Origin of the sequence: Vibrio aphrogenes (assembly GCF_002157735.2) — a bacterium.
In the GTDB taxonomy this organism is placed as follows: domain Bacteria; phylum Pseudomonadota; class Gammaproteobacteria; order Enterobacterales; family Vibrionaceae; genus Vibrio; species Vibrio aphrogenes.
Genome location: NZ_AP018689.1, coordinates 997,873 through 1,021,505, shown reverse-complemented (window position 1 = coordinate 1,021,505; position 23,633 = coordinate 997,873). Strand labels below are relative to the sequence as shown.

Genomic DNA, 23,633 nt, shown 5'->3' with positions numbered 1-23,633 from the left:
GCTAGTCTACAAATGCAAGATAACATGTCAACCAAAATAAATTATAAAGGTTTACATTAATTATGAATGAGCAAGACCAGCTGTTTGATAAACATCATATCTGGCACCCTTATACATCAATGATCGACCCGCTCCCCTGCTATCCTGTCAAGTCGGCACAAGGGGTTTATATCAAACTGGCTGATGGCAAAAAATTGATTGATGGCATGTCTTCTTGGTGGTCAGCCATACATGGATATAATCATCCTGTGTTAAATCAGGCCGCTCACCAACAAATTGAACGCATGTCGCACATTATGTTTGGTGGGCTCACCCATCAGCCAGCAGTCGATTTATGCCAACAACTCATCGATATGACTCCCGCCGGTTTAGAAAAAGTTTTTGTTGCCGATTCAGGTTCTGTCGCGGTCGAAGTTGCCTTAAAAATGGCATTACAATTTTGGTATAACCAAGCGGTACAAAGCGGTAAGCCATCACAAAAAACACGATTTTTAACCTTTTCACATGGCTATCATGGCGATACGTTTGCTGCTATGTCAGTGACTGACCCTGATAATTCAATGCATAAAATGTACAAAGGCTTTTTACCACAACATCTCTTTGCGCAATCACCTCCTTGTGTACAAATACAACAAGGCCAATGGCCACAATTTAATGCTAATGATCTGGCTGACTTCACTCATAAACTCACCACTCACCACCATGAAATTGCCGCCGTGATCATTGAGCCTATCGTACAAGGCGCTGGAGGTATGCGTATTTATCACCCACAAAGCCTTTCTTACATCCGCCGTTTATGCGATCACTATAATGTGCTGTTGATCTTAGATGAGATAGCCACTGGCTTTGGCCGCACTGGTAAACTTTTTGCTTTTGAACATGCTGCGATTGAGCCAGATATTTTATGTGTCGGAAAGGCACTCACCGGCGGTTACATGACACTGGCTGCGACGCTGACCAATCGTCACGTCGCACAAGGGGTCTGTGATGGTGAGGCAGGTTGTTTTATGCATGGCCCAACCTTTATGGCCAATCCGTTAGCTTGTGCAGTCGCCTCAGCAAGCCTGAGCTTAATTAAGAGCAATACATGGCAACAGCAAGTATTGAATATTGAAAGAATCTTCGAGGCGACATTACCTCGGTTATTATCTTATCCAAGAGTAAAGGCGGTTCGGTGGTTAGGGGCTATTGGAGTAATAGAAACGCATCAAAAGGTACAGATGTCCTCTATACAAGAGTTATTTGTGCAGCATAATGTTTGGATTCGACCATTTGGTCATCTAATTTATATCATGCCTCCTTATATTATTACTGAGAAACATCTTCATACTTTATTAAATGCTATTGAAAGTGCATTGAATCATGATGACTGTTTCCAATAATGAAAAATAAAATTATGACCGCTATTGCAAACAGCAAGTAAAATCAAGATTCTGCTTATTCTTTAATAGCGTAACTTTATGCTAATATTGAGATAAATATTTCAGCTCAATAAACAATTAAGGTTTATTTAATATGTTCAGATGGTTACTTATTGCTTTGCTTTCTTGCTCTTTCTCAACTTTAGCCGCAGATAAAGCTCAGCCGGTCAGTCAAGTAACACCGCAAGAAATTACGGTCGCAACTCATACTAAAAGTGGCGATTTAGTACTAGGTGAAAAAGAATGGATTTATGTTAAAGATCTTAACCGTAACATCCTTTCTCGTGTCGATACTGGAGCGACTTCGTCGTCGATTAGTGCAGTCGATATCAAAACCTATAAAAAAGACGGTAAAAACTTCGTTGATTTCAAACTTGCACATAAAAAATGGGAAAGTAAAACACTCACTTACCCTGTCACTCGTTGGGTCGAGGTGGTTCAATCCACCACCGATAAGCCATCAAAATCACGCCCAGTGGTTCAGTTGGATGTTCAAGTAGGCGACTATAAAGTAAAAACTGATTTTACACTGGCGGATCGTACTCATCTACAATACCCGGTCTTACTAGGACGTACCTTTATCGATAACGTTGCTGTTGTCGATGTCTCACACAAATACATTCAGCCTCGAGTAAAAATCGAAAAAGCCGCTGCTGATACCGCTCAATCTGACAATGCTAAAACTGAGAAGTAAGCTCTTGTTGGTCACAGCATAATAAAAAACGGCCTAATCATTGATGAACTGACCCCCAATAGTTGGACACCAACATTGGGGGTTATTTTATGTCTAAGTACATCAGAGAATTAAAGCTGTGCATTGCTCAGCGTTGCCTTGATGGCGAATCATCGACATCTCTTGCAAAAGAGTTATCTATTCCTGCGAACCAAATTCGTTATTGGACTTCTGTTTACAGGATCCATGGTTCATCTTCATTTTTACCTCTTGATTATGAAAACTCCGCAGATTTTAAATTCTCGGTATTAAAATCAATGTGGGAAAATAACTGGTCTATAAGCCAAGCGAGTGCTGAATTCAATTTTTCTTCTAACGGGACTATTTCTGTTTGGTTAAAGCTTTATAATCAGTCGGGATTCCAAGGCTTACATTCCCGACCTAAAGGCAGACCATCTATGAAAACTCAATCAAATAAGCGTCCGACTAAACCTGATGAAGACATGTCACTTGATGAACTCAGAGAGGAACTGGCTTATTTGAGAGCGGAGAATGCTGTTCTAAAAAAGTTAGAGGAGCTGGACAAGTTAAAACGTCAAGCAGCAAAGAAAAAGCGTTGACTGTTCAAGCTCTAAAACACCAACACAAAATCCAGCATTTATTGCAATCCATTGGATTGCCCAAGAGTGTGTATTACTACCAATGCCAAGTGTTGAGCACTCCCGAGCCTTACGCGAATGAGATAGCGAGTATTGAAAGAATATTTCATAAGCATAAAGGTCGATATGGTTATCGACGCATTCATTATGCTTTACGTAGAGAAGGCATCTACTTAAATCATAAAACGGTTCAGCGCTTAATGGCAAAACTAGGGCTAAAATCGACCGTAAGACCGAAGAAATATCGTTCTTATAAAGGTGCGATTGGGCGTATTGCCCCGAATATTCTGAAGCGAGACTTTAAATCGACGAAACCAAATGAAAAATGGGTGACCGATGTGACGGAATTTAAAGTGGCAGGTGAAAAAGTCTATTTATCTCCTATCATCGATTTATTTAATCAAGAAGTCGTTAGTCATACTGTAGCGACCTCACCTAAATTACATCTCGTGACCGAGATGCTAGAAAAAGCGACGAGTAAGTTAAGTCAAGCGTCCTCGTTAACTTTACATAGTGACCAAGGGTGGCAATACCAACACCGTGATTATCGTAACAAGCTAAAAGAGAAAAGAATAAATCAGAGTATGTCGAGAAAAGGAAACTGTCTTGATAATGCTGTGGCTGAAAACTTCTTCGCACTTTTAAAAACAGAAATGTACCATGGTTACCACTTTGACAGTGCTGAGCAACTTATGGCATGCATTGATGAATATATTGATTATTACAATAACGATCGGATTAAGGTGAAATTAAAAGGCCTAACTCCGGTAGAATACCGAAATCAGGCCTTAGAAGCCGCATAACAGAAATGTCCAACTTTAAGGGGTCACTTCATGATGACTAGGCCGTTTTTTTACACTTAATAAAGATTAACCACCGATATGAGTCAATCCATTCATGTATGGACGCAATACTTCTGGAACTTCAATACGGCCGTCGGCTTGCTGGTTGTTTTCTAAAATAGCAACCATAGTACGCCCTACCGCTAATCCTGAACCATTAAGAGTATGAACTAGCTCTGGTTTCTTCTCACCTTTACGACGGAAACGCGCTTGCATACGACGTGCTTGGAAGTCACCGCAGTTTGAGCATGAAGAAATCTCACGGTAAGTTTGTTGCGCAGGAACCCACACTTCTAAGTCATAAGTCTTAGTCGCACCAAAGCCCATATCGCCAGTACATAACACTACTTTGCGGTAAGGCAATTCAAGTAACTGCAGTACTTTTTCTGCGTGACCAGTAAGCTCTTCTAACGCGTTCATTGAATCTTCTGGTTTTACGATTTGAACCAATTCGACTTTATCAAATTGGTGCATACGAATTAAACCACGAGTATCACGACCATAAGAACCCGCTTCTGAACGGAAACAAGGAGTATGAGCCGTCATCTTAATCGGTAAGTCAGCTTCGTCAGTAATGGTGCCGCGCATCATGTTGGTAACAGGCACTTCTGCTGTAGGGATCAACGATAATGTTTTTAGTGGTTCGTCGCTAACTTGCTCAGTTAATGGGCGAGTATGGAATAAATCTTCGCTAAATTTTGGTAACTGACCCGTGCCAAATAGGCTGTCTGAGTTCACCAAGTATGGAACATACATTTCAGTATAACCATGTTGCTCAGTATGCAAGTCCAACATAAATTGGGCAATCGCACGATGCAAACGAGCAAACTGACCTTTCATGACAATAAAACGAGAACCCGTTATTTTTACTGCACTCGCAAAGTCTAGACCATCGCCCATTTCGCCAAGATCAACATGATCTTTTAATTCGAAATCGTACGCTTTTGGTTCGCCCCAGCGAGCGACTTCCACGTTATCGTCTTCATCTTTACCCGCAGGAACAGAGTCATCCGCTAAGTTTGGAACCGCAAAAGTAATTTCATCTAATTGAACTTGCAGTTCGGCAAGTGCTGTTTTAGCCGCATCGAGATCCGCGCCTAACGTGCCCACTTCGGCCATGATACGTTCTGCTTCTTCGTGCTCGCCTTTGGCTTTTGCTTGACCAATGGATTTCGAACGGGAGTTACGCAGCGCCTGCAATTCTTCAGTCTTCACTTGTAAAGACTTACGTTGTTCTTCAAGGCTACGGATGCTTTCAACATCCAGCGTAAAGCCGCGACGGGCTAATTTTTCAGCTGTACTTTCCAGCTCTGTTCGAAATAATTTAGAATCAAGCATTGCTAATCCTGTTAGTCTAATTGTGATTTAAGTAAATAATGTCTTACTTTTTTAATACTAAGCATGCGTAAACGAAAACCGAAAACGAAAAAGTAGACACGACATTAAAAAGATACCCAAAAAGCATTACTTTTGATAGCGCTTTTGTGGGCTTTTTGCATCTAATTCAGCCAAATACTCTAACTTGTCATTAATTTTAGCTTCCAAACCTCTATTAGTCGGAAAATAATAACGAGTATTGGCTATTTCTTGTGGGAAATAATTTTCTCCCGCGGCATAAGCACCAGGCTCATCATGAGCATAACGATACTCCTGACCATACCCCATATCTTTCATTAAATGGGTCGGCGCATTACGAAGATGTAATGGCACCTCAAATTCAGGTTGGTTTTGAGCATCATTTAACGCCTGCTTCCATGCGGTATAAACGGCATTACTTTTCGGCGCACAAGCTAAATAAACGATCGCCTGAGCAATCGCTCTTTCACCTTCGGCTGGCCCTATTCGAGTAAAGCAATCCCAAGCGGATATCGCAACTTGCATCGCTCTTGGGTCAGCATTTCCGATATCTTCAGAGGCGATCGCAAGTAAGCGTCTAACAATATACAAAGGATCGCAACCCGCCGTCATCATACGTGCTGCCCAATACAAAGCAGCATCCGGATTAGAGCCTCGAATCGATTTATGAACCGCTGAAATTAAGTCATACCACATGTCACCTTTATTATCGAAACGGGCAATTTTTTCTCCCGCAACTTCGGCTAATAAGGCTAAGGTAATGACTTTTTCGCCTTGTTCATTCTCATTGGCCAGATCATATAAAAGCTCAAGATAGTTCAGTGACATTCGCGCATCACCATTCACTAAATCCACCAGCCTTTCTAGAATAGGATCTTCAAAAGTGGCTTTGATTTTACCCAAACCACGTTCAGAGTCATCAATGGCCTGACGCAACACCGCCATAATATCGGCATGATCAAGTGAAGTCAGCTTATAAACACGAGCGCGTGATAACAGTGCGTTATTAAGTTCAAAGGATGGATTTTCTGTTGTCGCACCAATAAAGGTCACAGTGCCATCTTCAATATGTGGCAAAAAAGCATCTTGTTGGCTTTTATTAAAACGATGTACCTCGTCGACAAACAGAATGGTTTTTCGGCCAGACAATTTATGTTCGCGAGCTTTTTCAATCGCAAGACGAATATCTTTCACACCCGCAGTAACCGCAGAGATACGCTCAACTTCAGCATTGGCATAGTTTGCCGCCACTTCTGTCAACGTGGTTTTTCCGGTTCCTGGTGGCCCCCACAAAATCATTGAATGCAGATGACCTGCCTCTAAGGCTCTGCGCAGAGGTTTATTCGGTCCTAAAATATGCTGCTGTCCACAGTAGTGTTCAATCGATACTGGCCGCATGCGAGCGGCCAGTGGTCGAAAATCTTCATCAGCTGAAAAATCTAAGCTGTAATTGCTCATTACCTCTCCCTTATTTATTGGCGTTGGTCATCGACCTCAACCCCTTTAGGGACTGTAAAAGTAAATAAAGAAGCGGCGGGTTTCTTCATTGTAAAATCGCTAAAAACAAATTGGCTGGTTTGTCCATCTTGCTCAATAACATTAAACGCTTGCACGACACCTTGCGCATTAATTTTAATTTGAAATGTCCCCACGGCGCTATCAGCTGACACAGGTTTCAGGGTAAAAGTATCTTTACTCTGAGTGACGGTATAATGCTGCCAATCACTAGCACGATTACGGGTTAACAGAACAAACGGCGTTTGCGCGGTAGCTTGCTCTTGACTCAAGATGGTCACTTGCTCAACAAATGGGCTGTAATACCAAACATTTTTACCATCTGACACTAATAAGGTTTCATCTGGACTCGTTGTTTTCCAACGAAACAAACTGGGACGAGAAATATCCGCTGTACCTTGGCCATCAAGTAAAACTTCACCTTCAGGGCTAGTCACCTTTTGGGTAAATTTGGCACTGAACCCATCATTTTTACTTAAACGAGTATTTAATTCATCTTTTGGTGCAGCCAGTACACTTGCACTAGCAAACAACAACACGAGTAGCCATTTCTTCATATCGATCCTCGATTTAATCCCAACATTCGACCTTAATCGAATTGCTTAATTGGTGGTGGAGCAATCACTTCACGATTTCCATTATGCCCCGGAGTACTTACGATTCCTTGTGCTTCAAGTTGTTCTACAATCCTTGCGGCACGGTTATAGCCAATTTTAAAACGACGCTGTACGCCCGAAACAGAGCCACGACGTGATTCAGTCACAAACTCCACCACTTGGTCGTAAAGCGGATCCACTTCTTCTTCACTTTCTAACTGTTCACCTGGCAGCAAACTGTCTGCCGTTGGCTCGCCATGAACAATTTCATCAATATAAACCGGTTTGCCACGTGCTTTCCAATCATTCACGACGGCATGCACGTCATCATCCGATGCAAAGGCACCATGAACCCGAATGGTATGGTTAGAACCCGGCGGTAGATAAAGCATATCCCCCATACCTAATAAAGATTCCGCGCCGCCTTGGTCTAAAATAGTACGGGAGTCGGTTTTGGTCGAAACAGTGAAAGCGACACGAGTTGGAATATTGGCTTTGATCAAACCGGTGATCACATCCACCGATGGTCGTTGCGTTGCTAATACCAAATGAATCCCTGCCGCACGTGCTTTTTGAGCAAGGCGCGCAATTAACTCTTCGACTTTTTTACCTACCACCATGATAAGATCAGCAAATTCATCGACGATAACGACAATATAAGGCAGTTTTTCCAGACGAGGTGGCATTTCATCCATGCTGTCACCTGGTTGCCATAGTGGGTCATGGATAGGATGGCCGGCTTCCGCTGCCATTTTCAGTTTTTCGTTGTAACCTTTTAAGTTACGCACCCCAACGGCTGACATCAACTTATAGCGACGTTCCATTTCGCCAACACACCAACGCAGCGCATTGGACGCATCTTTCATATCTGTCACCACTTCAGACAACAAGTGAGGGATACCTTCATAGATCGACAGTTCCAGCATTTTCGGGTCGATCATAATAAAGCGCACTTCTTCTGGCGTCGCCTTATACAGCATACTCAAGATCATCACGTTGACCCCAACCGATTTACCCGAGCCTGTAGTACCTGCTACGAGAACGTGTGGCATTTTGGCTAAATCAGCTACGACTGCTTCACCCGCAATATCTTGGCCTAAAACCACTGCAGTCGGTGATTTGTTATTTTGGAAGGCTTCACTGCTGATCACATCGGATAAATACACCGTTTCGCGAGTCATATTAGGTAATTCTAAACCAACGTACGGTTTACCCGGAATGACTTCCACAACTCGCACTGCCATGGCGGACAAAGAACGAGCAAGGTCCATTGAGAGGCCGGAAATACGGCTCACTTTAACGCCAGGCGCTAAGTCCAATTCAAAGCGAGTGATCACAGGACCTGGGAAAATATCCACCACCCGAGCTTCAATCTTATAATCCGCAAGCTTAGACTCCACTAAACGTGCAATCTCTTCTAAGGCATCCCGATCGATATTATTTTCACGCTTTTCTGGATGATAGAGTAATTCCAACGTCGGCATTGGCGCTGTTGGTGTAGGCAAATTCACATCATTTTGCACTAAGAAAGGGTTTTGAGAAGCTAAAGCATTCACTTGAGCGGCTGCCACCATATTCTGGAATGCGACGGCATCTTGATCGGAATGGTCTGGCGAGCTCGTTGCTGCGAGTGCATTGGCTTCTTCCGGCAATGGGGATGTGCCCTGCTCTGGCTCTTGAGCAGGTTTAATCGCTTCATGCTGAGCCTGAGTGACAGGTTGAGCCGAAACAGGTACAGAGGATTCAGATTGATGCGTCGATGAATTTGCTACTGGCTGTTCCTGTGGATTTTGCTGCATGAGATTGGGTTGCTGATGGGCAATCTCTTGTTGATGCATTGTCTCTTGTTGATGCACAGCTTCAGACTGAGCCACTACTGGTTGAGCATGCTCTGAATGAGAGACATGATTCGAGTGCGCCGCTGGAGTAACTTCATCATCTAAAAGGTCATCTAACTGACCTAATGACGGTTGTGCCTTTTCTTCAATATCGACATCACCAATCACACGAGAAGAGGTCTCGGAAGTTGTTGTGATTGAATCTGCCGTTTGGGTTGCTGATGGCTCGGTTGAGCAATTCGATTCAACCCCTGTCTTAGCGGAAACATTATCTTGATATTGCTCAACAAAATCATTTTCAGAAACTGCTTGTTGATCCAATTCAGCAATCGTGGCATTAGGATTTTGATAACGGTCGAAACCTTGAATAGCTTCAGAGTGTTGAGTCTCCGTCACTCGCTCTGCTGGCACAGTGTCTAATCTTGAGCTATTTGCTGAGGTTGCAGGCGTCTTCACCTCCTCGGCATAAGGGGTAACCGTTGGTGTTGCTGTTGAGCTAGCAGAGAACAGCGGATCATTTTTTTCTTCTTCCGTCAGTTCAAAGGCTGATGAGTCTGCAACCGAAGAGCGAGCCACTTTGGCCGCTTTACGTGGAAAATGAATATTAAAACGCGGTTTTTTCTGTTGAGGAGCTTGAACGCCCTCATCCAGATCCAAATTTTCAGTGCTGATATGTGGTACGGAATCGCTTTCATCAAGATCGCTGTTCACGTGAGATTTCAGCATTAATGAATCTTCTTCCACCCCAGACACTTGTATCTGACTTAATTCAGCTTGCTGATATTGATTAGCCGATAATGTGGTTGGCTCACTGTGACGTGCTCGATTAAACAAACGTTGTGAAAATTTCAAGGCAGCTTGGCCAAGGTGTTCGACAATGCTTAACCAAGAAATACCTGTCAGTAAGGTAAAACCAGCGCCCCATAAGAACATGAAGACTAAAGTTGAACCTAAAATATTCAGCGCAGGCGTCGCAATTGAGGTAAGCACATCACCAATCACACCACCCGAAGAGAAATACCAGATATCATCAAAGTTAATATCGGCCAGCCCACAGCTCGTCAATAAAACGATAACTAAACCAAGAAGACGGGTGCCCCACAACAGAAAGTCGATGCCTTCATTTTCATCACGTGAACGAAAAAATGCCCAGCTTGCACCAAGAATAATAAAAGGTAATGGATAGGCGAAAACGCCAAACGTAAAGAATAAAGTATCGGCAAGCCATGAGCCAATATACCCACCGGCATTATGGACGCTTCCACCCCAAGCCGTTTGTGACCAAGAAGGATCGGCAGGATTAAATGAAAAAAGTGACACCATCATTAAAATAGCAATCAAGAGCCCCAAAATTAAGCCACATTCTTTTAGGCGCTGAGAGCCATCGAGACGAGGTTTAGTCTGAGCCTCTTTGGCTTTAATAATGGTGATGGTTTTCGACTTGCCTTGCTTGAAAATATTTTTACTGTACGTAAACAAAACGTTCCCCTATTCCGAGCGGTTAATGGGCAATTGTGCTTGTCTCGTTAAGCTGCCAAAGCTTCAATACTTTTTATGAATACGCAACTTAATACTAAGAAAAAACAACACGTCACTCGGTGGTCCAAAATACAACGAGCGGCCCTAGGACACCCCATGGCCGCTCGCTAGACAACACTCGATACAATAACCGAAATAGGTAAAAAAACCTATACCCAAACGGTGACAAGAGTGAGATTTGAACGCATCTTGACATCGTTTGAACAGATTTTAATTATCGAGTTTGTATCACTAGTTGATTTGACTGCTTCACTTCTTCCATCACTACGTAAGTACGGGTGTCATTCACACCGGGTAGACGCAGCAAAGTATCTCCTAAAAGTTTTCGATAAGCGCTCATATCGGATACACGCGTTTTGAGTAAGTAGTCAAAATCGCCAGAAACTAAATGACATTCTTGAATATCATCTAATTTTTGCACCGCTTTATTAAATTGCTCAAATACATCCGGCGCACCACGGTTTAGCGTAATTTCTACAAACACTAATAGTGAGGCATCGAGATATTGAGGATTTAATAGTGCGGTATAACCTGTGATATAGCCTTGGCGTTCCAGGCGTCTTACACGTTCTAAACAAGGCGTTGGCGACAAACCAACGCGCTTTGAAAGCTCTACGTTTGATATTCGACCATCTTTCTGTAATTCATTAAGAATATTACGGTCAATCCTGTCTAAATCCTTTGATGGCTTTTTATAATTATCTGTCATTGATATTCACCTTATTTACTTCCCTGCAAAAATATATTCTACATTCTCTTTATATTTAGAATCAAATATTCCCAAATCATAACGACACTTTACATTGGCTCAGTGATTATGCCTAGAACCAGACATAACAACCATAGAAAAAAGAGAGTTCAGAATGAAAATTGGTGACGTAAAGAAATCAGAACCGGATTTCCATACTCGAAGCCTAACTCATTCACATTCAGTGCAATCAAGTCTTGCCCCTCACCCAGTGCTTAGCGAAAGTCAGCAAATCTAAAAAGAGATACTGGCCAAGGTTATATCGCCGTAGGTGCTTCCATTCTTCCCACTGCAAAAGAGATTTATTCTGCTGCCAATATGATTGTTAAGGTTAAATCCCTCAACACTCTGAGCATACCTTACTCAAAAACGGGCTAGATTGTTCACTCATTTACGCCATGCTCCTGATTTTCCATCAAGAAAAATCGGATAAAGAGTAAAGCAACCTAAATAGCCTCTTAGACTGTAACAGATTATATGGGGGTTTTACCACTATTAGCGAGCACCTCAGAGTTTCTATGTCGAATATCATGTCAGATAAAGCATAAACTCTCGATACAATGCCGAATCAGCGAGGAGGTGAATTTCATATCTTCTGCCAGAAATCCGAATAAAAGACGAATATCGCGCGCTAAATCATATCCCCATAGGTCTCCCCGTTAGCGTTCTCTTTGCCATTTTGCATCAGACTCAACACTGCTGACGCTTAGCCTGAATCAAAATATTACGTGGCGTAATCTCTCGTGAACAAAAACGACTCAAAGAGACCTCATAACCTGCCTGCTCTAATCGCAACGCTTTATCACAAACTAACCACATTTCTAATGGGCGACGAAATACTTGTTGAACTAAACTCAAACGTTCCATTTGAATAAAACGTTCAGCACCAATTTGATGCCATTTATCCAACTCTGATAAGTCAATATCTAAGGATTTTTGCTCTTTGGCCCACTGGCAAAAAAAGTCAAACCCGTTTGCAAGTAATGACTTTTTAATGCTCGGGATCGGAATATAATCTTGCGCGCCCAACTGCGCCTTTAACAACGCATCCAACCCTAAGCGATAGGTCATTTCTAACTCTCGGTGTCTTTTTACTCGCTCACCACCCGTGACGGTCTCTTGTAATGGGATTCGTAAATCATGCTTAGACAAACCTAATACTGATTGCTTTCCTTGTATAGACAGCGGCTGGTAATGATCTTGTTGGATTAAGTGATAACAACAAGGTGAAAGAGTGACCGCTGTGAGTTGCTGTTGGCAAACCTGTTCAATCAGGCGTGCATGTAAATCGCCACAAGCATGTAACGCCACCGCATGTTGTTGTGGTTTAAACACGGATTGGCATTGTGAAGATAACGCATCGCCTTGTACAAACGTCATCGGCAAACCATGCTGATCCGCCAAAGCTTGCCCTGAAGTACATAATGCCGCTTGCCACTCAAAGCTAAGTACCGGCAAGGTAGATTGATCCGCTAACCATTGGCCTAAATACCCTTTACCAGAGCACCACTCTAACCAAGACTGATGCGCGATGCCTATGTTAAGTGCTGCCATTCCCATGGACGTTATTTGCTGCCACTTTCTTCCTGGGATCCCTACATTTAGTGCGCGACTTGCCTGTGGCTCCTCGAGCGTTAATGTGGGAATTTGGCAATGCTGCCACACTAAAGGCAATTGCGGCAAATACGTTGTCAACGCCGCCACTAAAGCTTGATTATGTGTTTGATAAAACTCAATTTCAGGCAAAGTTAGTGTGTCGAGAAAAGCACATAACTCTGGCAGATCTTGCCACGGCATGGTTTGATAGCCACTGCAATGAAATGGTTCAAATCGCCAATAAGCTTGATGCGTTGCCAGCGCTTCATCTAAAGCAATAAAGCGCTCTACCAATGAGGAGGTCATAGTCAGTGTCTAGCGAATGGGTAATTTAATGTCTTTAAACATCGCTTCGATTTCTTGATTGTTTTTCAAGCTAATGGCTTTTTCAACAACCGGTCGGGTTAAGTGAGGGGCAAAACGTTCCATAAAGTCATACATATAACTTCTCAAAAAGGTGCCTCGCTTAAAGCCGATACTGGTCGTGCTCGCGCCAAAAATATGGCTGGCATCAATTGCCACCAAATCCTGATCCATATCCTCATCAATCGCCATACTGGCAAAAACGCCCACCCCGATACCAAGGCGTACATAAGTTTTAATGACATCGGCATCGGTCGCAGTAAACACAATCTTTGGCTGTAAGCCGGCTTGATTAAAGGCCGTATCTAACTCTGAACGTCCGGTAAAACCAAAGACATAAGTCACTAAAGAATATTCGGCTAAATCTTCTATTTTGATTTGGTCTAGTTTTGCTAATGGGTGATCTTTAGGCACCACAATAGAACGATTCCAATGGTAACAAGGCAACATAATTGCATCTTGATACAAATGCAGCGCTTCGGTCGCAATCGCAAAATTTGCCGTACCTTTGGATACCGCTTCAGACATTTGGCTTGGCGTTCCTTGATGCATATGAAGAGAAACTTTCGGATAACGAGCCGTAAAGCCTTTGATCACCTCAGGCAAAGCATAACGAGCTTGAGTATGAGTTGTTGAAATGTTCAAAGTCCCGCACTCAGGGTTAGTATGCTCGCCAGCTACCGCCTTAATACTTTCTACTCGGGACAAGATTTGCTGTGAAATACGTACGATTTCTTGCCCAGCGGGTGTCACCTGCGTGAGGTGTTTCCCACTGCGCTCAAAAATTTGAATACCAAGCTCATCTTCCAGTAAACGAACTTGCTTACTAATACCAGGTTGAGACGTATAGAGATTTTCTGCCGTTGCAGATACATTCAAATTGTTATTTACGACTTCAACAATATACCTTAGTTGTTGTAACTTCATCCGGCTTCCCTCTCCATCCGCTGAATTTGTCTATGCTCGTGGCGCTAATTTGTTTGCTTATGAAGTTTAGTTATAACGCGAATGGCCTTGTTTTTCTAGCAAAAACGCACTCAATCACACGCTTAAAGAGGATTAAAAAGGATCATGAAATTTTTGCTGATATTGTTGCGGTGTCAAACCACGCTGCTTTTTAAACATTCGATTAAAACTTTCTACATTGGTATAACCTAATCGTTGTGCAACTTGTTCTATCGGTATCGATAAGAGCAGTAAATTGGCCGCGGTATTGGTTAACACGAATGCACACACCGTCGAAAAGTTTAGCCCTTGCTTGCGTAACATTCTTTGAAATTGTTGCTCTGACAGCCCTAAAAACTCAGCCACCTTTGCGACTTTAGGTAATCCATAATGACAACTATATTGGATTAACTCATACACCACCTTTAACTCATCCTCTGGCTGAGGCATATTTAAAAATTCATCTAATTCCTGCAAGCTCATGGCTAATCGCTTCTTGGGCAATACCTCACTTTGCATTGATGCAAGCCTAACGTCAGAATGAAACCACAACTCGGTACAATGATGATTCCAACCTACTTCACAGCCAAAATACGCTTCATAATCTTTTTTATTACGATGGTTGCCAGAAAACAGCACACGTTTTGGGATATAGCTTTCACCTAAATAAATGCGCAAAACATTCAACAAGAAGGCGGCGACTCTCACTCCATCGTGAGTCCTCACACTATTATCTAAGACCGAATTATCATATCGCCATTTAATGATCTTGCCATTTTGGGTACTCGAAAGAAAAATGCCGGACTGCAAACAGTTCGAGCCATAATTGATACGCCGTATCGTCGAGGCCAGATCGTGCCCGGAAAACATCCATCGTCCAATCGCCCCCAACTCACGACTTCTAATTTGACTGACGGTTTTTAACACAAAATCTTGATCTTGAGTTTGAACTGCCATTTCTTGATAGAGTTTATTTAATTCAGAAATAGGCACCAACGTCATTAAATTTTCAAATACGGTTCTGGGAATCGATAATTGATGCTCTTGAAGGTCATACAGCTTCATTGCTTGTTGATACATATTCACAAAAGCCACCGCACGAATAAAATACATTTCCTTCCCCATCACAAATTATGTCAAAAAACCAAGCCGCACCAATAAACAGATCACGTCAAAAAACAACAAAAAACGAATAAATCTATCGTTTAAAGTTAAATGAATCAGAAACTTTGCACAATAGCGCCCAATGAAAAGTTGAGGCATTTTTATGAGTTTAATTACTACCCCATTCGTCGGGACGGGAACGGATACCGCCCTGCACATAGTCGCCACCATTATTCTCGTCGGTACGGTTGCCGGTGCGTTATATGGATTTTGGAAATTTCACGAACTACCGATCAATAAAGCCCATCGAAAAGATCACAGTCAAATTGGACTTATCACCATTTTAACTTGGATAGGTTTTATCTGGCATTGGGTATGGGTCTTAGCCGTCATTATTGCTTTTGTCGATATTGATGATGCCATCATTTACTTACGTGATACTTGGAAGGCATCGCCAAGCCAAGAAGAGATTAAAGAGGACAAACCATGTTAGAAGGTTTAGCGGTTTGGGCACTATTTATTTACTTATTAAGACTGATTGGCATGCCATGGAATAAAGCCACCAAAGCATTTGCTTATTTAGGTGGAACCAGTTGGTTATTGTTCGTTTGGGTTGGGTTAATTAACTACACCCCAATGGATTTATCCGGCGGCTCCTTAGTGCAATCTCCTCACATCCAACTAAGACCCGATAATATAAAGGTCAGTGGTAAAGTAAAACATATCTACGTACAGCCAAACCAAGAAGTTACAAAAGGACAATTAATTTATGAGCTGGAAAGTGAGCCCTACCAAATCGCCTTAAATCAAGCGACGGTGGCTCGACAATCAGCCTTAATCGCTTTGGATACGGCAAAGCAAGATGTGGAAATTGCCAAGCTCGATCATCAATCCCTCATCCATGATGAAAAAATATTGAATAATGAGCTCTCTGCCGCTCAATCGGATTACGCATTGCAACAAAAAATGTTAGACCGTTACCTTCATCAAAATCGGGTGGCCAAAAATACTATTTCTCAAAGTGATATCGATAAACAACGCAGTACAATGGAAATGACAAAGCAAAAAGTTCATACCATTGAATCAAAACTTGAAAAAAATCTTTTGGATGTCAAAAGAGCACAACAACAGATCGCTCGTAATGAACTAGCTGTACAAAGCCGCCAATCCGACTATGACGATAAACAGCAATTAGTTGCGAAAGCAGAGTGGGATTTAAAAAGCACTCAAGTGTTCGCTCCCGAAGATGGCTTTGTAACCAATTTTATTTTGCGTGAAGGACAACTGGTCTCTCGTATTCCGCGATTACAAATGTACACCCATGAAAAATATGTCTTAATGCGTGTGAATCATCAGGCAATACGTAATATCAAAGTCGGACAAACAGCGGAATTTTCATCCTCTGTGTATCCTGGAAAGATTTTTGCCGCGCAAGTAGAAGGGATAGTCGAAGCCACAGGGGAAGCGCAAAGTAACTTATTTGGTTTTGATCAACAGATACAAGCGACCACAGGAAAGAACGTCAACAATAAACATCATTTTGTACGTTTAAAAATCATGGAAACGGAAGATTATGATTTACCTGTTGGCTCAGTAGGATTAGCGTGGATTAGTGGCGAAAAACCCATCGCCTTCTTAAATTTCCTAGATGTGATTCGAGGCATCATTATTCGAATGAAATCACAGCTTTATTATTTCTATTCGATTTAACTCCTTTACTATTAGGTTTAAGATAAAATCTCGCCTTAAGGTCACATAGGTAATCTTAAGGTAACATAAGAAAACCCTAGGACAAAAATGACTCTAATCTAGGTAGTTAGAGTCATTTCATGATAAAATCGAGCCTATTCTCTGTTCTATTAAATCATTCATTATGTATCAAGAATTACTCGCGCCTATCCATTCTTTCCTACAATGCACCACCCCAGATGCATGGATTGAAAAAGCCAAACAACCTGAAAACCTAAAAGCCTTATTGATCGACCACTGTAACTGTGAGCTGAAAGCAGCTCAAACCGCCATGTTTATGGTTCGTAAATATGCCGTAGATGCACCAAGCGGTGATATTTTAATGCAATGGGCAAAGCCTTACGAAGACTATGTGTATAAATGCATTCGTGATGTTACATTCCCAGAAAAGAGCATTATGCAATCGAGCAGTTTGACGGTAAAACCCGGATTCGAACATGGGCAAGATTTGGTCGATAAGATGGTGCGACTGATTAAAGAAGAATTTCACCATTTCGAACAAGTGCTGGAAATCATGGAAAATCGAGACATCCCTTATCAGAATCTCACTGCGGGTACTTACGCAAAAGGACTGATGAAGATGGTTCGTACCTTTGAGCCTGCCGCTTTAATCGATAAACTGATCATTGGGGCTTATATTGAAGCTCGCTCTTGTGAACGCTTTGCCAAACTAGCACCGTTTCTTGATCAAGAATTGCATAAGTTTTACGTGTCATTATTACGCTCCGAAGCTCGTCACTACCAAGATTATTTAGCCTTAGCAGAAGCGATTGCTGGTGAAAATATCTCAGAACGAGTTCGTTTGATTGGGCAACGAGAAGCCGAATTAATTCAACGCCCAGAAGCTGAATTTCGTTTTCACAGTGGTGTACCGGTAGCAGAAGTAGCAACCCTCACCTCATCAGAACACGGTTAAGTCAGTTGGCCCAATAAGCCAAAACCACAAGCTACAAGCTACAAGCTACAAGCTACAAGCCAATGAAAAACAACAAGAGCTTAATGCCGAAACATTAAGCTCTTGTGTATTATGAGCATCTTTTGACGGATGAAACGTAACCGTTATTTTTTCGGTTTCTTACGTTTATCTGTAATCTCCCATTTACCATCGACATATAGCGCTGTCCAACCTGATGGTTTACCGTCCACTTCAGAACGTACATAATGTTCTTTCGATTTACGGCTAAAACGAACCACAGTGGGTACGCCATCAGGGTCTGCTACAGGTGCGCTTGCTAAGTATTGGAATTTTTCAGGAATACGTTCTTTGTACTCCGCCATTTCCGCCACTAAAGGTGCACGAGTTTCACGAGATTTAGGGAAGTTACTGGCCGCCATAAATAAACCAGAAGCGCCATCGCGTAAGACAAAGTAAGCGTCTGAATTTGAACATGGTAACTCAGGGAAATGCACTGGATCTTCTTTTGGTGGCGCGACTTCGCCATTACGTAAGATCTTACGAGTATTTTTACATTCCTCGTTAGTACAACCCATGTACTTACCAAAACGACCGTTTTTCAGCACCATGTCTGAACCGCACTTGTCACATTCAACTAATGGACCATCATAACCTTTCGGTTTGAACTCACCGTATTCAACGATATAACCATCACAATTTGGGTTATTACCACAAACGTGCATTTTACGTTTATCATCAATTAAGTACGCATCCATTGCCGTTTCACAAATTGGACAACGTTTTTTCGCACGCAAAGCAGCCGTTTCAACATCTTCTTCTAAAACGTTGATCACGCCTTCTTCATCACCCAAGTTAATGGTGGTTTTACAACGCTCTTTAGGTGGCAATGCGTAACCAGAACAACCTAAGAATACACCGGTAGAAGCGGTACGAATGCCCATTGGTCGTGAACACGTTGGACATTCAATATCCGTTTCGACGATCTTATTAGGCATCATACCGCCTTCAGATTCATCTAATTCCGCTTTTTCTAAATCAGCCGTAAAGGCCTCAAAGAATTCATCCAGCACTTGCGTCCAAGTGAGTTGGCCTTCTGCGATTTTATCCAGCTTTTCTTCCATGCGAGCGGTAAAATCATAATCCATTAAATCATTGAAACTACCATTTAAACGGTCAGTGACAATTTCGCCCATCTTTTCCGCATAGAAGCGACGTTGATCGACTTTCACATAGCCACGGTCTTGAATGGTTGAAATGATCGAGGCATAGGTAGAAGGACGGCCAATACCACGTTTTTCTAATTCTTTAACCAAGGCAGCTTCGGTATAACGTGCCGGTGGCTTAGTGAAGTGTTGTTTAGGATCCAACTGTTTGAGTGATAACGTTTCACCCACTTTCACCGCAGGTAAAATTTGATCTTCATTTTTACCCATCGGACGTTGAACACGGGTCCAACCATCGAATTTTAAAATACGGCCTTTGGCTTTAAGCGTAAACTCATCTGCTTTGACACTGACAGTCGTCGAGTCATATTTAGCTGGCGTCATTTGACAGGCCACAAACTGATTCCAAATCAAGGCATACAATTTATGTGCATCAGCTTCCATTCCTTGTAAATCATCAGCTTTCACCTCAACGCTAGAAGGACGAATCGCTTCGTGCGCCTCTTGAGCACCTTGTTTACTTCCATAGGTTAATGGTTTTTCAGGTAAATAAGCGTCGCCAAACTCAGATTGGATCAGTTCACGACAAGCCTCTACAGCCTCTTTACTCAAGTTAGTTGAGTCTGTACGCATGTAGGTGATGTAACCCGCTTCATAGAGCCTCTGAGCGAGCATCATGGTCTTCTTCACCCCATAGCCTAAACGGGTACTGGCCGCTTGTTGCAATGTTGAGGTGATAAACGGTGCTGAAGGTTTACTCGAGGTTGGGCGATCTTCACGCTTACAAACCTCAAAAGCCGCTTTTTCTAAGACAGATAGAGCCGCTTTGGTTTCACTTTCATTGACTGGTTTAAATGCATTGCCATTTTTCTGCGCCACCAGCAAACGGAAATCAGTGTTATCCAGTGTGGTAGTATCAGCGTGAATATCCCAAAACTCTTCAGGAATAAAGGCATTAATTTCGCGTTCACGTTCAACCAACAGCTTAACGGCAACCGATTGAACTCGCCCTGCAGATAGGCCGCGAGCCACTTTTTTCCACAATAAAGGAGAAGCCATAAAGCCCACTACTCGATCTAAAAAACGACGAGTTTGCTGAGCATTGACACCATCTAGGTTTAGTTCACCTGGAGTTTCAAAGGCTTGCTGAATCGCATTTTTGGTGATTTCATTAAAAACCACTCGCTTATAACGTGTCTCATCGCCACCGATGATCTCACGAAGGTGCCACGCAATCGCTTCTCCTTCGCGGTCCAAATCGGTTGCGAGATAAACGCAATCGGCGTCTTTAGCCAGTTTCTGTAATTCAGCTACGACTTTTTCTTTACCAGGTAAAATCTGATAATTCGCTTCCCAACCGTGATACGGGTTCACGCCCATCTTTTTGATCAGCGCAGCTTTATCTTTTTCTTTTTTAATGCGGGCTTTTTCTTCAGGACTCATGCCCTTCGTTGAAATAGCCGCGGCTTTTTTTCCACTGCTTTGGCCCGCAGTAGGTAAGTCACGAACATGACCAACACTGGATTTCACAACAAAGTCTTTTCCAAGATACTTGTTGATCGTCTTCGCTTTGGCTGGTGACTCCACAATAACAAGAGATTTGCCCATAACAGTTTCTAAACATCCTCATCAGGTTACGCTTAATTGGATACGCACACTGTTTATAATTAAATTACTTCTTTTTTTACTATCGAGTGAGATTTAAGTAAGGTCAACCTGTTTTTTTACTTTTCATTCTGAGTGGATGACATATCACCAATTGAGAAAATGCAACTTAAGCTCTCTAATTGATTGATATTTTACGTTAGACCCATACTCAACTTAGGTATAAACTGGTTTCTTCTGGAATTGAATCGAAGCGGACAATACCGACTTATTTCGATAGATTCAACCCAACTTGTAAAACAACTTATCTTGCAAACTAGACTTTAAAGTAGGCAATTATGACCAACAAGAAAGCCATCTCTGAATTTGAACTTCTTCTTATCGCCAATCAGGTCATTCAAGATCACGCGGATTATGTGGAAGGCATGCGTGCGACATCTGTGACAGAAAAAGACGATGTCCTCATTTTTAAAGGTGAATTTTTCTTAGATGAACAAGGGCTTCCAACTGAAAAAACCACGGTTGTGTTTAATATGTTTAAATACCTTGCGCTGCATCTTTCAAAAGAATTTACGCTAGAACATACCGTTCACTGATCTCTTATCAAACTAAAAACCGAGATAAAAAGATGCCCTAGTCTATGCTAGGGCATCGTTGTTCTTGATATGTTGAAAAACTTATTTGCGTAAGAAAATCGACCAGAACCAAAGCCCGACGAACACACTACCACCAATGATATTACCAATGGTCACAGGAATAAGGTTATTCATCACAAAATCTGCCATGTTTAAATCAGCGAACTGACTGGCAGTGGTACCCGTCATTTCCCAAAACTCTGCTGGCGCAAAATTCTTAATACCAATCGCCAATGGAATTTGGAACATGTTGGCGATGCTATGCTCAAAGCCTGACGCGACAAACATAGCCACAGGTAAAATCAGAATCAACATTTTATCAGTCAAAGTACGACCTGAATATGACATCCAAACTGCAATACAAACCAGTAAGTTTGCCATTGTGCCTAGTGCAACAGCTGACGCAAATGAATGGTGCATTTTATGCTGTGCAATATGCATAGTATTAATACCGATACCGCCGTTATCACTCATATATTGTTGAGCAACCAACATAATACCTACTAAAAGGATACAACCACAAAAGTTACCAATGTAAACTTGAATCCAGTTTTTAATCAACTGACCCCAAGTAATCATGCCACTGGCTCTTGCTACTACCACTAAAGTAGAGCTAGTAAATAATTCGCTGCCAGTTACGACCACAAGAATCAGGCCTAAACTAAAAGCTAAACCACCAACAAAGTGAGAGAAGCCTGGAGCCACTGACTCTGTGCCACTGGTTACTGTGGTGTAAAATAAAAAAGCAATACCAATCTGCATACCTGCAGTCATGGCAAGCATAAAGGTTTTAAAGAAGGATTTATTAACTTTATAAACACCAGTTTCTGCGGCTTTCTTAGCCATGTCAACGGGCATTAACGATTCAAATTGATTGTTGTTGTCCATTTGGTTTCTCGTAACAATTAGATACAAAGTAAGGAAGATAATCGAATATTGCTTTTAAATGTGACCAAATTCAAGCTTTGAAATTTAAAGGATACCTCATTGAAACTTCCCCCACATTCTACATCAAGTTAAAAAACGTCCCCATTTGCTGCAATATCCCGTTAAATATGGCGAAAATATCAAAAAATGACAGGATAAATACAAAAAAAATAAGCCCACACCTGGTGAGCTTTTTTCAATAAAGATTGATATAAATCAGTTCTGATTATTCTTGTCTATTCAAGTTAGCTTTTAAACAATCGGACGTTGACCACGTGAGACTAATTTTAACAATATACTATCGACCGTTTTAGCCGCACTACCTGAGATTTTATCGGATAATTTTTTCTTGCGTACATAGTGTAAAGCTAAAACCGACTTCTCTTTACTCGCTTCAATAATCAAATCATCTGAGGTTTTAATTTCATCCACTAAACCCAGTTCTAATGCTTGAGTACCAAACCAATGCTCTCCCGTCGCCACTTTTTCAAGCGCTAAACTTGGACGGTGAACTCGGATAAAATCTTTAAACAGACCATGGGTTTCTTCCAATTCATGCTTAAACTTCTCGCGTGCTTTATCGGTATTCTCACCAAACATCGTTAAGGTTCTTTTATATTCACCTGCGGTCATTTGTTCAAATTCAATATCATTCTTTTTAAGCAATTTATTAAAATTAGGGATTTGTGCAATCACACCGATTGAGCCCACAATGGCAAAAGGGGCGGACACAATTTTATCAGCCACACAGGCCATCATATAGCCACCACTTGCTGCCACTTTATCAACCGCAATGGTTAATTTGATATTGGCATTTTTTAAACGGTCTAATTGAGAAGATGCTAGACCATATCCGTGGACCATACCACCACCACTTTCTAGACGGACCAAAACTTCATCATTGTCTTTAGCTACCGCTAAGATCGCGGTGACTTCTTCACGTAATGAAGCAACTTCTTTGGCATCGATACTACCGTTAAAATCCAACACAAATAAATGCGGCTTACGCGTATCCACTAGCTCTCCGGCTTTGGCAGCCTTTTTCGCTTGCTTTGATTCTTGTTTATGCTTTTCTTTTTGCTCTTTCTGCTGCACTTTATGACGCGCTTTTAAATACACCTCATCGTGTAAATGTTCTTCAAGCTGCGCGACCGTTTCCTCATGTTTTTCAGAAAGATTCGTAACTTGCAATTCGCCTTTTGCCTGACCACCTTTAGAGCCTAAAACTTTTACCCCTACCACTAAAGCAATCACAGCAACGACAAACGTCACGACTTTGGCTAAAAACAGCCCATAATCCAGTAAAAATTCCAATATCATTCCCTCAAATATAATGATCTAGTGTATGGTAAGCTCGTTTGTTGATGCCAACCACTACGACAATAAATAGTACGGCATTATGGCATAAACATTGATGTGACATAAAGTTAGATAAGGACGGTA

At 41.9% G+C, this 23,633-nt stretch carries 19 protein-coding genes and 1 pseudogene; 9 read left to right on the top strand and 11 right to left on the bottom strand.

What is annotated here, in order from left to right; all coding sequences use genetic code 11:
* The first annotated feature begins 62 nt into the window (after nucleotides 1–62).
* From bioA to VCA1004_RS04665, 4 genes are all read left to right on the top strand, one after another.
* A complete protein-coding gene (bioA, locus tag VCA1004_RS04680; protein ID WP_086984547.1) occupies nucleotides 63–1,382 on the top strand; it encodes an adenosylmethionine--8-amino-7-oxononanoate transaminase in 1,320 nt (439 codons plus the stop codon).
* A 133-nt stretch (nucleotides 1,383–1,515) separates the two neighbouring features.
* Nucleotides 1,516–2,115, top strand: a complete 600-nt coding sequence (locus tag VCA1004_RS04675) for an ATP-dependent zinc protease family protein (protein WP_086984548.1) — start codon at nucleotides 1,516–1,518, stop codon at nucleotides 2,113–2,115.
* A gap of 89 nt (nucleotides 2,116–2,204) precedes the next feature.
* Nucleotides 2,205–2,714 carry a helix-turn-helix domain-containing protein gene (locus VCA1004_RS04670; protein WP_086981789.1) on the top strand — a complete coding sequence of 170 codons (510 nt, stop codon included), beginning with the start codon at nucleotides 2,205–2,207 and terminating at the stop codon, nucleotides 2,712–2,714.
* On the top strand, nucleotides 2,711–3,556 hold the full coding sequence (locus tag VCA1004_RS04665) for an IS3 family transposase (protein WP_086982454.1): 846 nt from the start codon (nucleotides 2,711–2,713) through the stop codon (nucleotides 3,554–3,556). The genes VCA1004_RS04670 and VCA1004_RS04665 overlap by 4 nt, the downstream gene beginning before the upstream one ends.
* 66 nt (nucleotides 3,557–3,622) lie before the next feature.
* Here VCA1004_RS04665 and serS read toward each other — a convergent pair whose 3' ends face one another.
* From serS to lrp, 5 genes are all read right to left on the bottom strand, one after another.
* Nucleotides 3,623–4,933, bottom strand: a complete 1,311-nt coding sequence (serS, locus tag VCA1004_RS04660) for a serine--tRNA ligase (RefSeq protein WP_086983017.1) — start codon at nucleotides 4,931–4,933, stop codon at nucleotides 3,623–3,625.
* 126 nt (nucleotides 4,934–5,059) lie between these two features.
* Nucleotides 5,060–6,409 carry a replication-associated recombination protein A gene (locus VCA1004_RS04655; RefSeq protein WP_086983015.1) on the bottom strand — a complete coding sequence of 450 codons (1,350 nt, stop codon included), beginning with the start codon at nucleotides 6,407–6,409 and terminating at the stop codon, nucleotides 5,060–5,062.
* Nucleotides 6,410–6,423: 14 nt separating this feature from the next.
* Nucleotides 6,424–7,023 (bottom strand): outer membrane lipoprotein chaperone LolA, encoded by a 600-nt coding sequence (gene lolA / locus VCA1004_RS04650; protein ID WP_086983013.1) that lies wholly within the window; start codon nucleotides 7,021–7,023, stop codon nucleotides 6,424–6,426.
* Between the two features lie 32 nt (nucleotides 7,024–7,055).
* Nucleotides 7,056–10,379, bottom strand: a complete 3,324-nt coding sequence (locus VCA1004_RS04645) for a DNA translocase FtsK 4TM domain-containing protein (RefSeq protein WP_408646885.1) — start codon at nucleotides 10,377–10,379, stop codon at nucleotides 7,056–7,058.
* 274 nt (nucleotides 10,380–10,653) lie between these two features.
* Nucleotides 10,654–11,148, bottom strand: coding sequence for a leucine-responsive transcriptional regulator Lrp (lrp, locus tag VCA1004_RS04640; RefSeq protein ID WP_086983011.1), 495 nt, complete (start codon nucleotides 11,146–11,148; stop codon nucleotides 10,654–10,656).
* A gap of 297 nt (nucleotides 11,149–11,445) precedes the next feature.
* On the opposite strand from lrp, the pseudogene VCA1004_RS15360 reads away from it, so the two are divergent.
* Nucleotides 11,446–11,724, top strand: a pseudogene (locus VCA1004_RS15360) (alanine dehydrogenase); the annotation flags it as partial.
* Between the two features lie 153 nt (nucleotides 11,725–11,877).
* Here VCA1004_RS15360 and VCA1004_RS04635 read toward each other — a convergent pair.
* The 3 genes from VCA1004_RS04635 to VCA1004_RS04625 all read right to left on the bottom strand — a co-directional run bounded on the left by VCA1004_RS04635 (nucleotide 11,878) and on the right by VCA1004_RS04625 (nucleotide 15,204).
* A complete protein-coding gene (locus VCA1004_RS04635; RefSeq protein ID WP_408646884.1) occupies nucleotides 11,878–13,089 on the bottom strand; it encodes a methyltransferase in 1,212 nt (403 codons plus the stop codon).
* Between the two features lie 9 nt (nucleotides 13,090–13,098).
* A complete protein-coding gene (cysB, locus tag VCA1004_RS04630) occupies nucleotides 13,099–14,073 on the bottom strand; it encodes an HTH-type transcriptional regulator CysB (RefSeq protein WP_086983009.1) in 975 nt (324 codons plus the stop codon).
* 132 nt (nucleotides 14,074–14,205) lie between these two features.
* Nucleotides 14,206–15,204, bottom strand: coding sequence for an AraC family transcriptional regulator (locus tag VCA1004_RS04625; protein ID WP_232012623.1), 999 nt, complete (start codon nucleotides 15,202–15,204; stop codon nucleotides 14,206–14,208).
* Between the two features lie 154 nt (nucleotides 15,205–15,358).
* Here VCA1004_RS04625 and VCA1004_RS04620 point away from each other — a divergent pair, with 154 nt between their 5' ends.
* From VCA1004_RS04620 to miaE, 3 genes are all read left to right on the top strand, one after another.
* Entirely contained in the window at nucleotides 15,359–15,688 is a 330-nt protein-coding gene (locus tag VCA1004_RS04620) for an MFS transporter (RefSeq protein ID WP_086983005.1), read from the top strand.
* Nucleotides 15,682–16,905: an HlyD family secretion protein gene (locus VCA1004_RS04615; protein ID WP_086983002.1), complete on the top strand. Its 1,224-nt coding sequence runs from the start codon at nucleotides 15,682–15,684 to the stop codon at nucleotides 16,903–16,905. Before VCA1004_RS04620 ends, VCA1004_RS04615 begins: the two co-directional genes overlap by 7 nt.
* 163 nt (nucleotides 16,906–17,068) lie before the next feature.
* A complete protein-coding gene (gene miaE / locus VCA1004_RS04610; RefSeq protein WP_086983000.1) occupies nucleotides 17,069–17,860 on the top strand; it encodes a tRNA isopentenyl-2-thiomethyl-A-37 hydroxylase MiaE in 792 nt (263 codons plus the stop codon).
* 143 nt (nucleotides 17,861–18,003) lie between these two features.
* Here miaE and topA read toward each other — a convergent pair whose 3' ends face one another.
* Nucleotides 18,004–20,631: a type I DNA topoisomerase gene (topA, locus tag VCA1004_RS04605; RefSeq protein WP_086982997.1), complete on the bottom strand. Its 2,628-nt coding sequence runs from the start codon at nucleotides 20,629–20,631 to the stop codon at nucleotides 18,004–18,006.
* 335 nt (nucleotides 20,632–20,966) lie between these two features.
* On the opposite strand from topA, the gene VCA1004_RS04600 reads away from it, so the two are divergent.
* Complete coding sequence (locus tag VCA1004_RS04600) at nucleotides 20,967–21,224, top strand: YciN family protein (protein WP_086982995.1); 258 nt, start codon at nucleotides 20,967–20,969, stop codon at nucleotides 21,222–21,224.
* Nucleotides 21,225–21,305: 81 nt separating this feature from the next.
* Here VCA1004_RS04600 and focA read toward each other — a convergent pair whose 3' ends face one another.
* Together focA and sohB are read right to left on the bottom strand one after the other, a co-directional pair.
* On the bottom strand, nucleotides 21,306–22,151 hold the full coding sequence (focA, locus tag VCA1004_RS04595; RefSeq protein WP_086982993.1) for a formate transporter FocA: 846 nt from the start codon (nucleotides 22,149–22,151) through the stop codon (nucleotides 21,306–21,308).
* 291 nt (nucleotides 22,152–22,442) lie between these two features.
* On the bottom strand, nucleotides 22,443–23,510 hold the full coding sequence (sohB, locus tag VCA1004_RS04590; protein WP_164520825.1) for a protease SohB: 1,068 nt from the start codon (nucleotides 23,508–23,510) through the stop codon (nucleotides 22,443–22,445).
* Nucleotides 23,511–23,633: the final 123 nt, after the last annotated feature.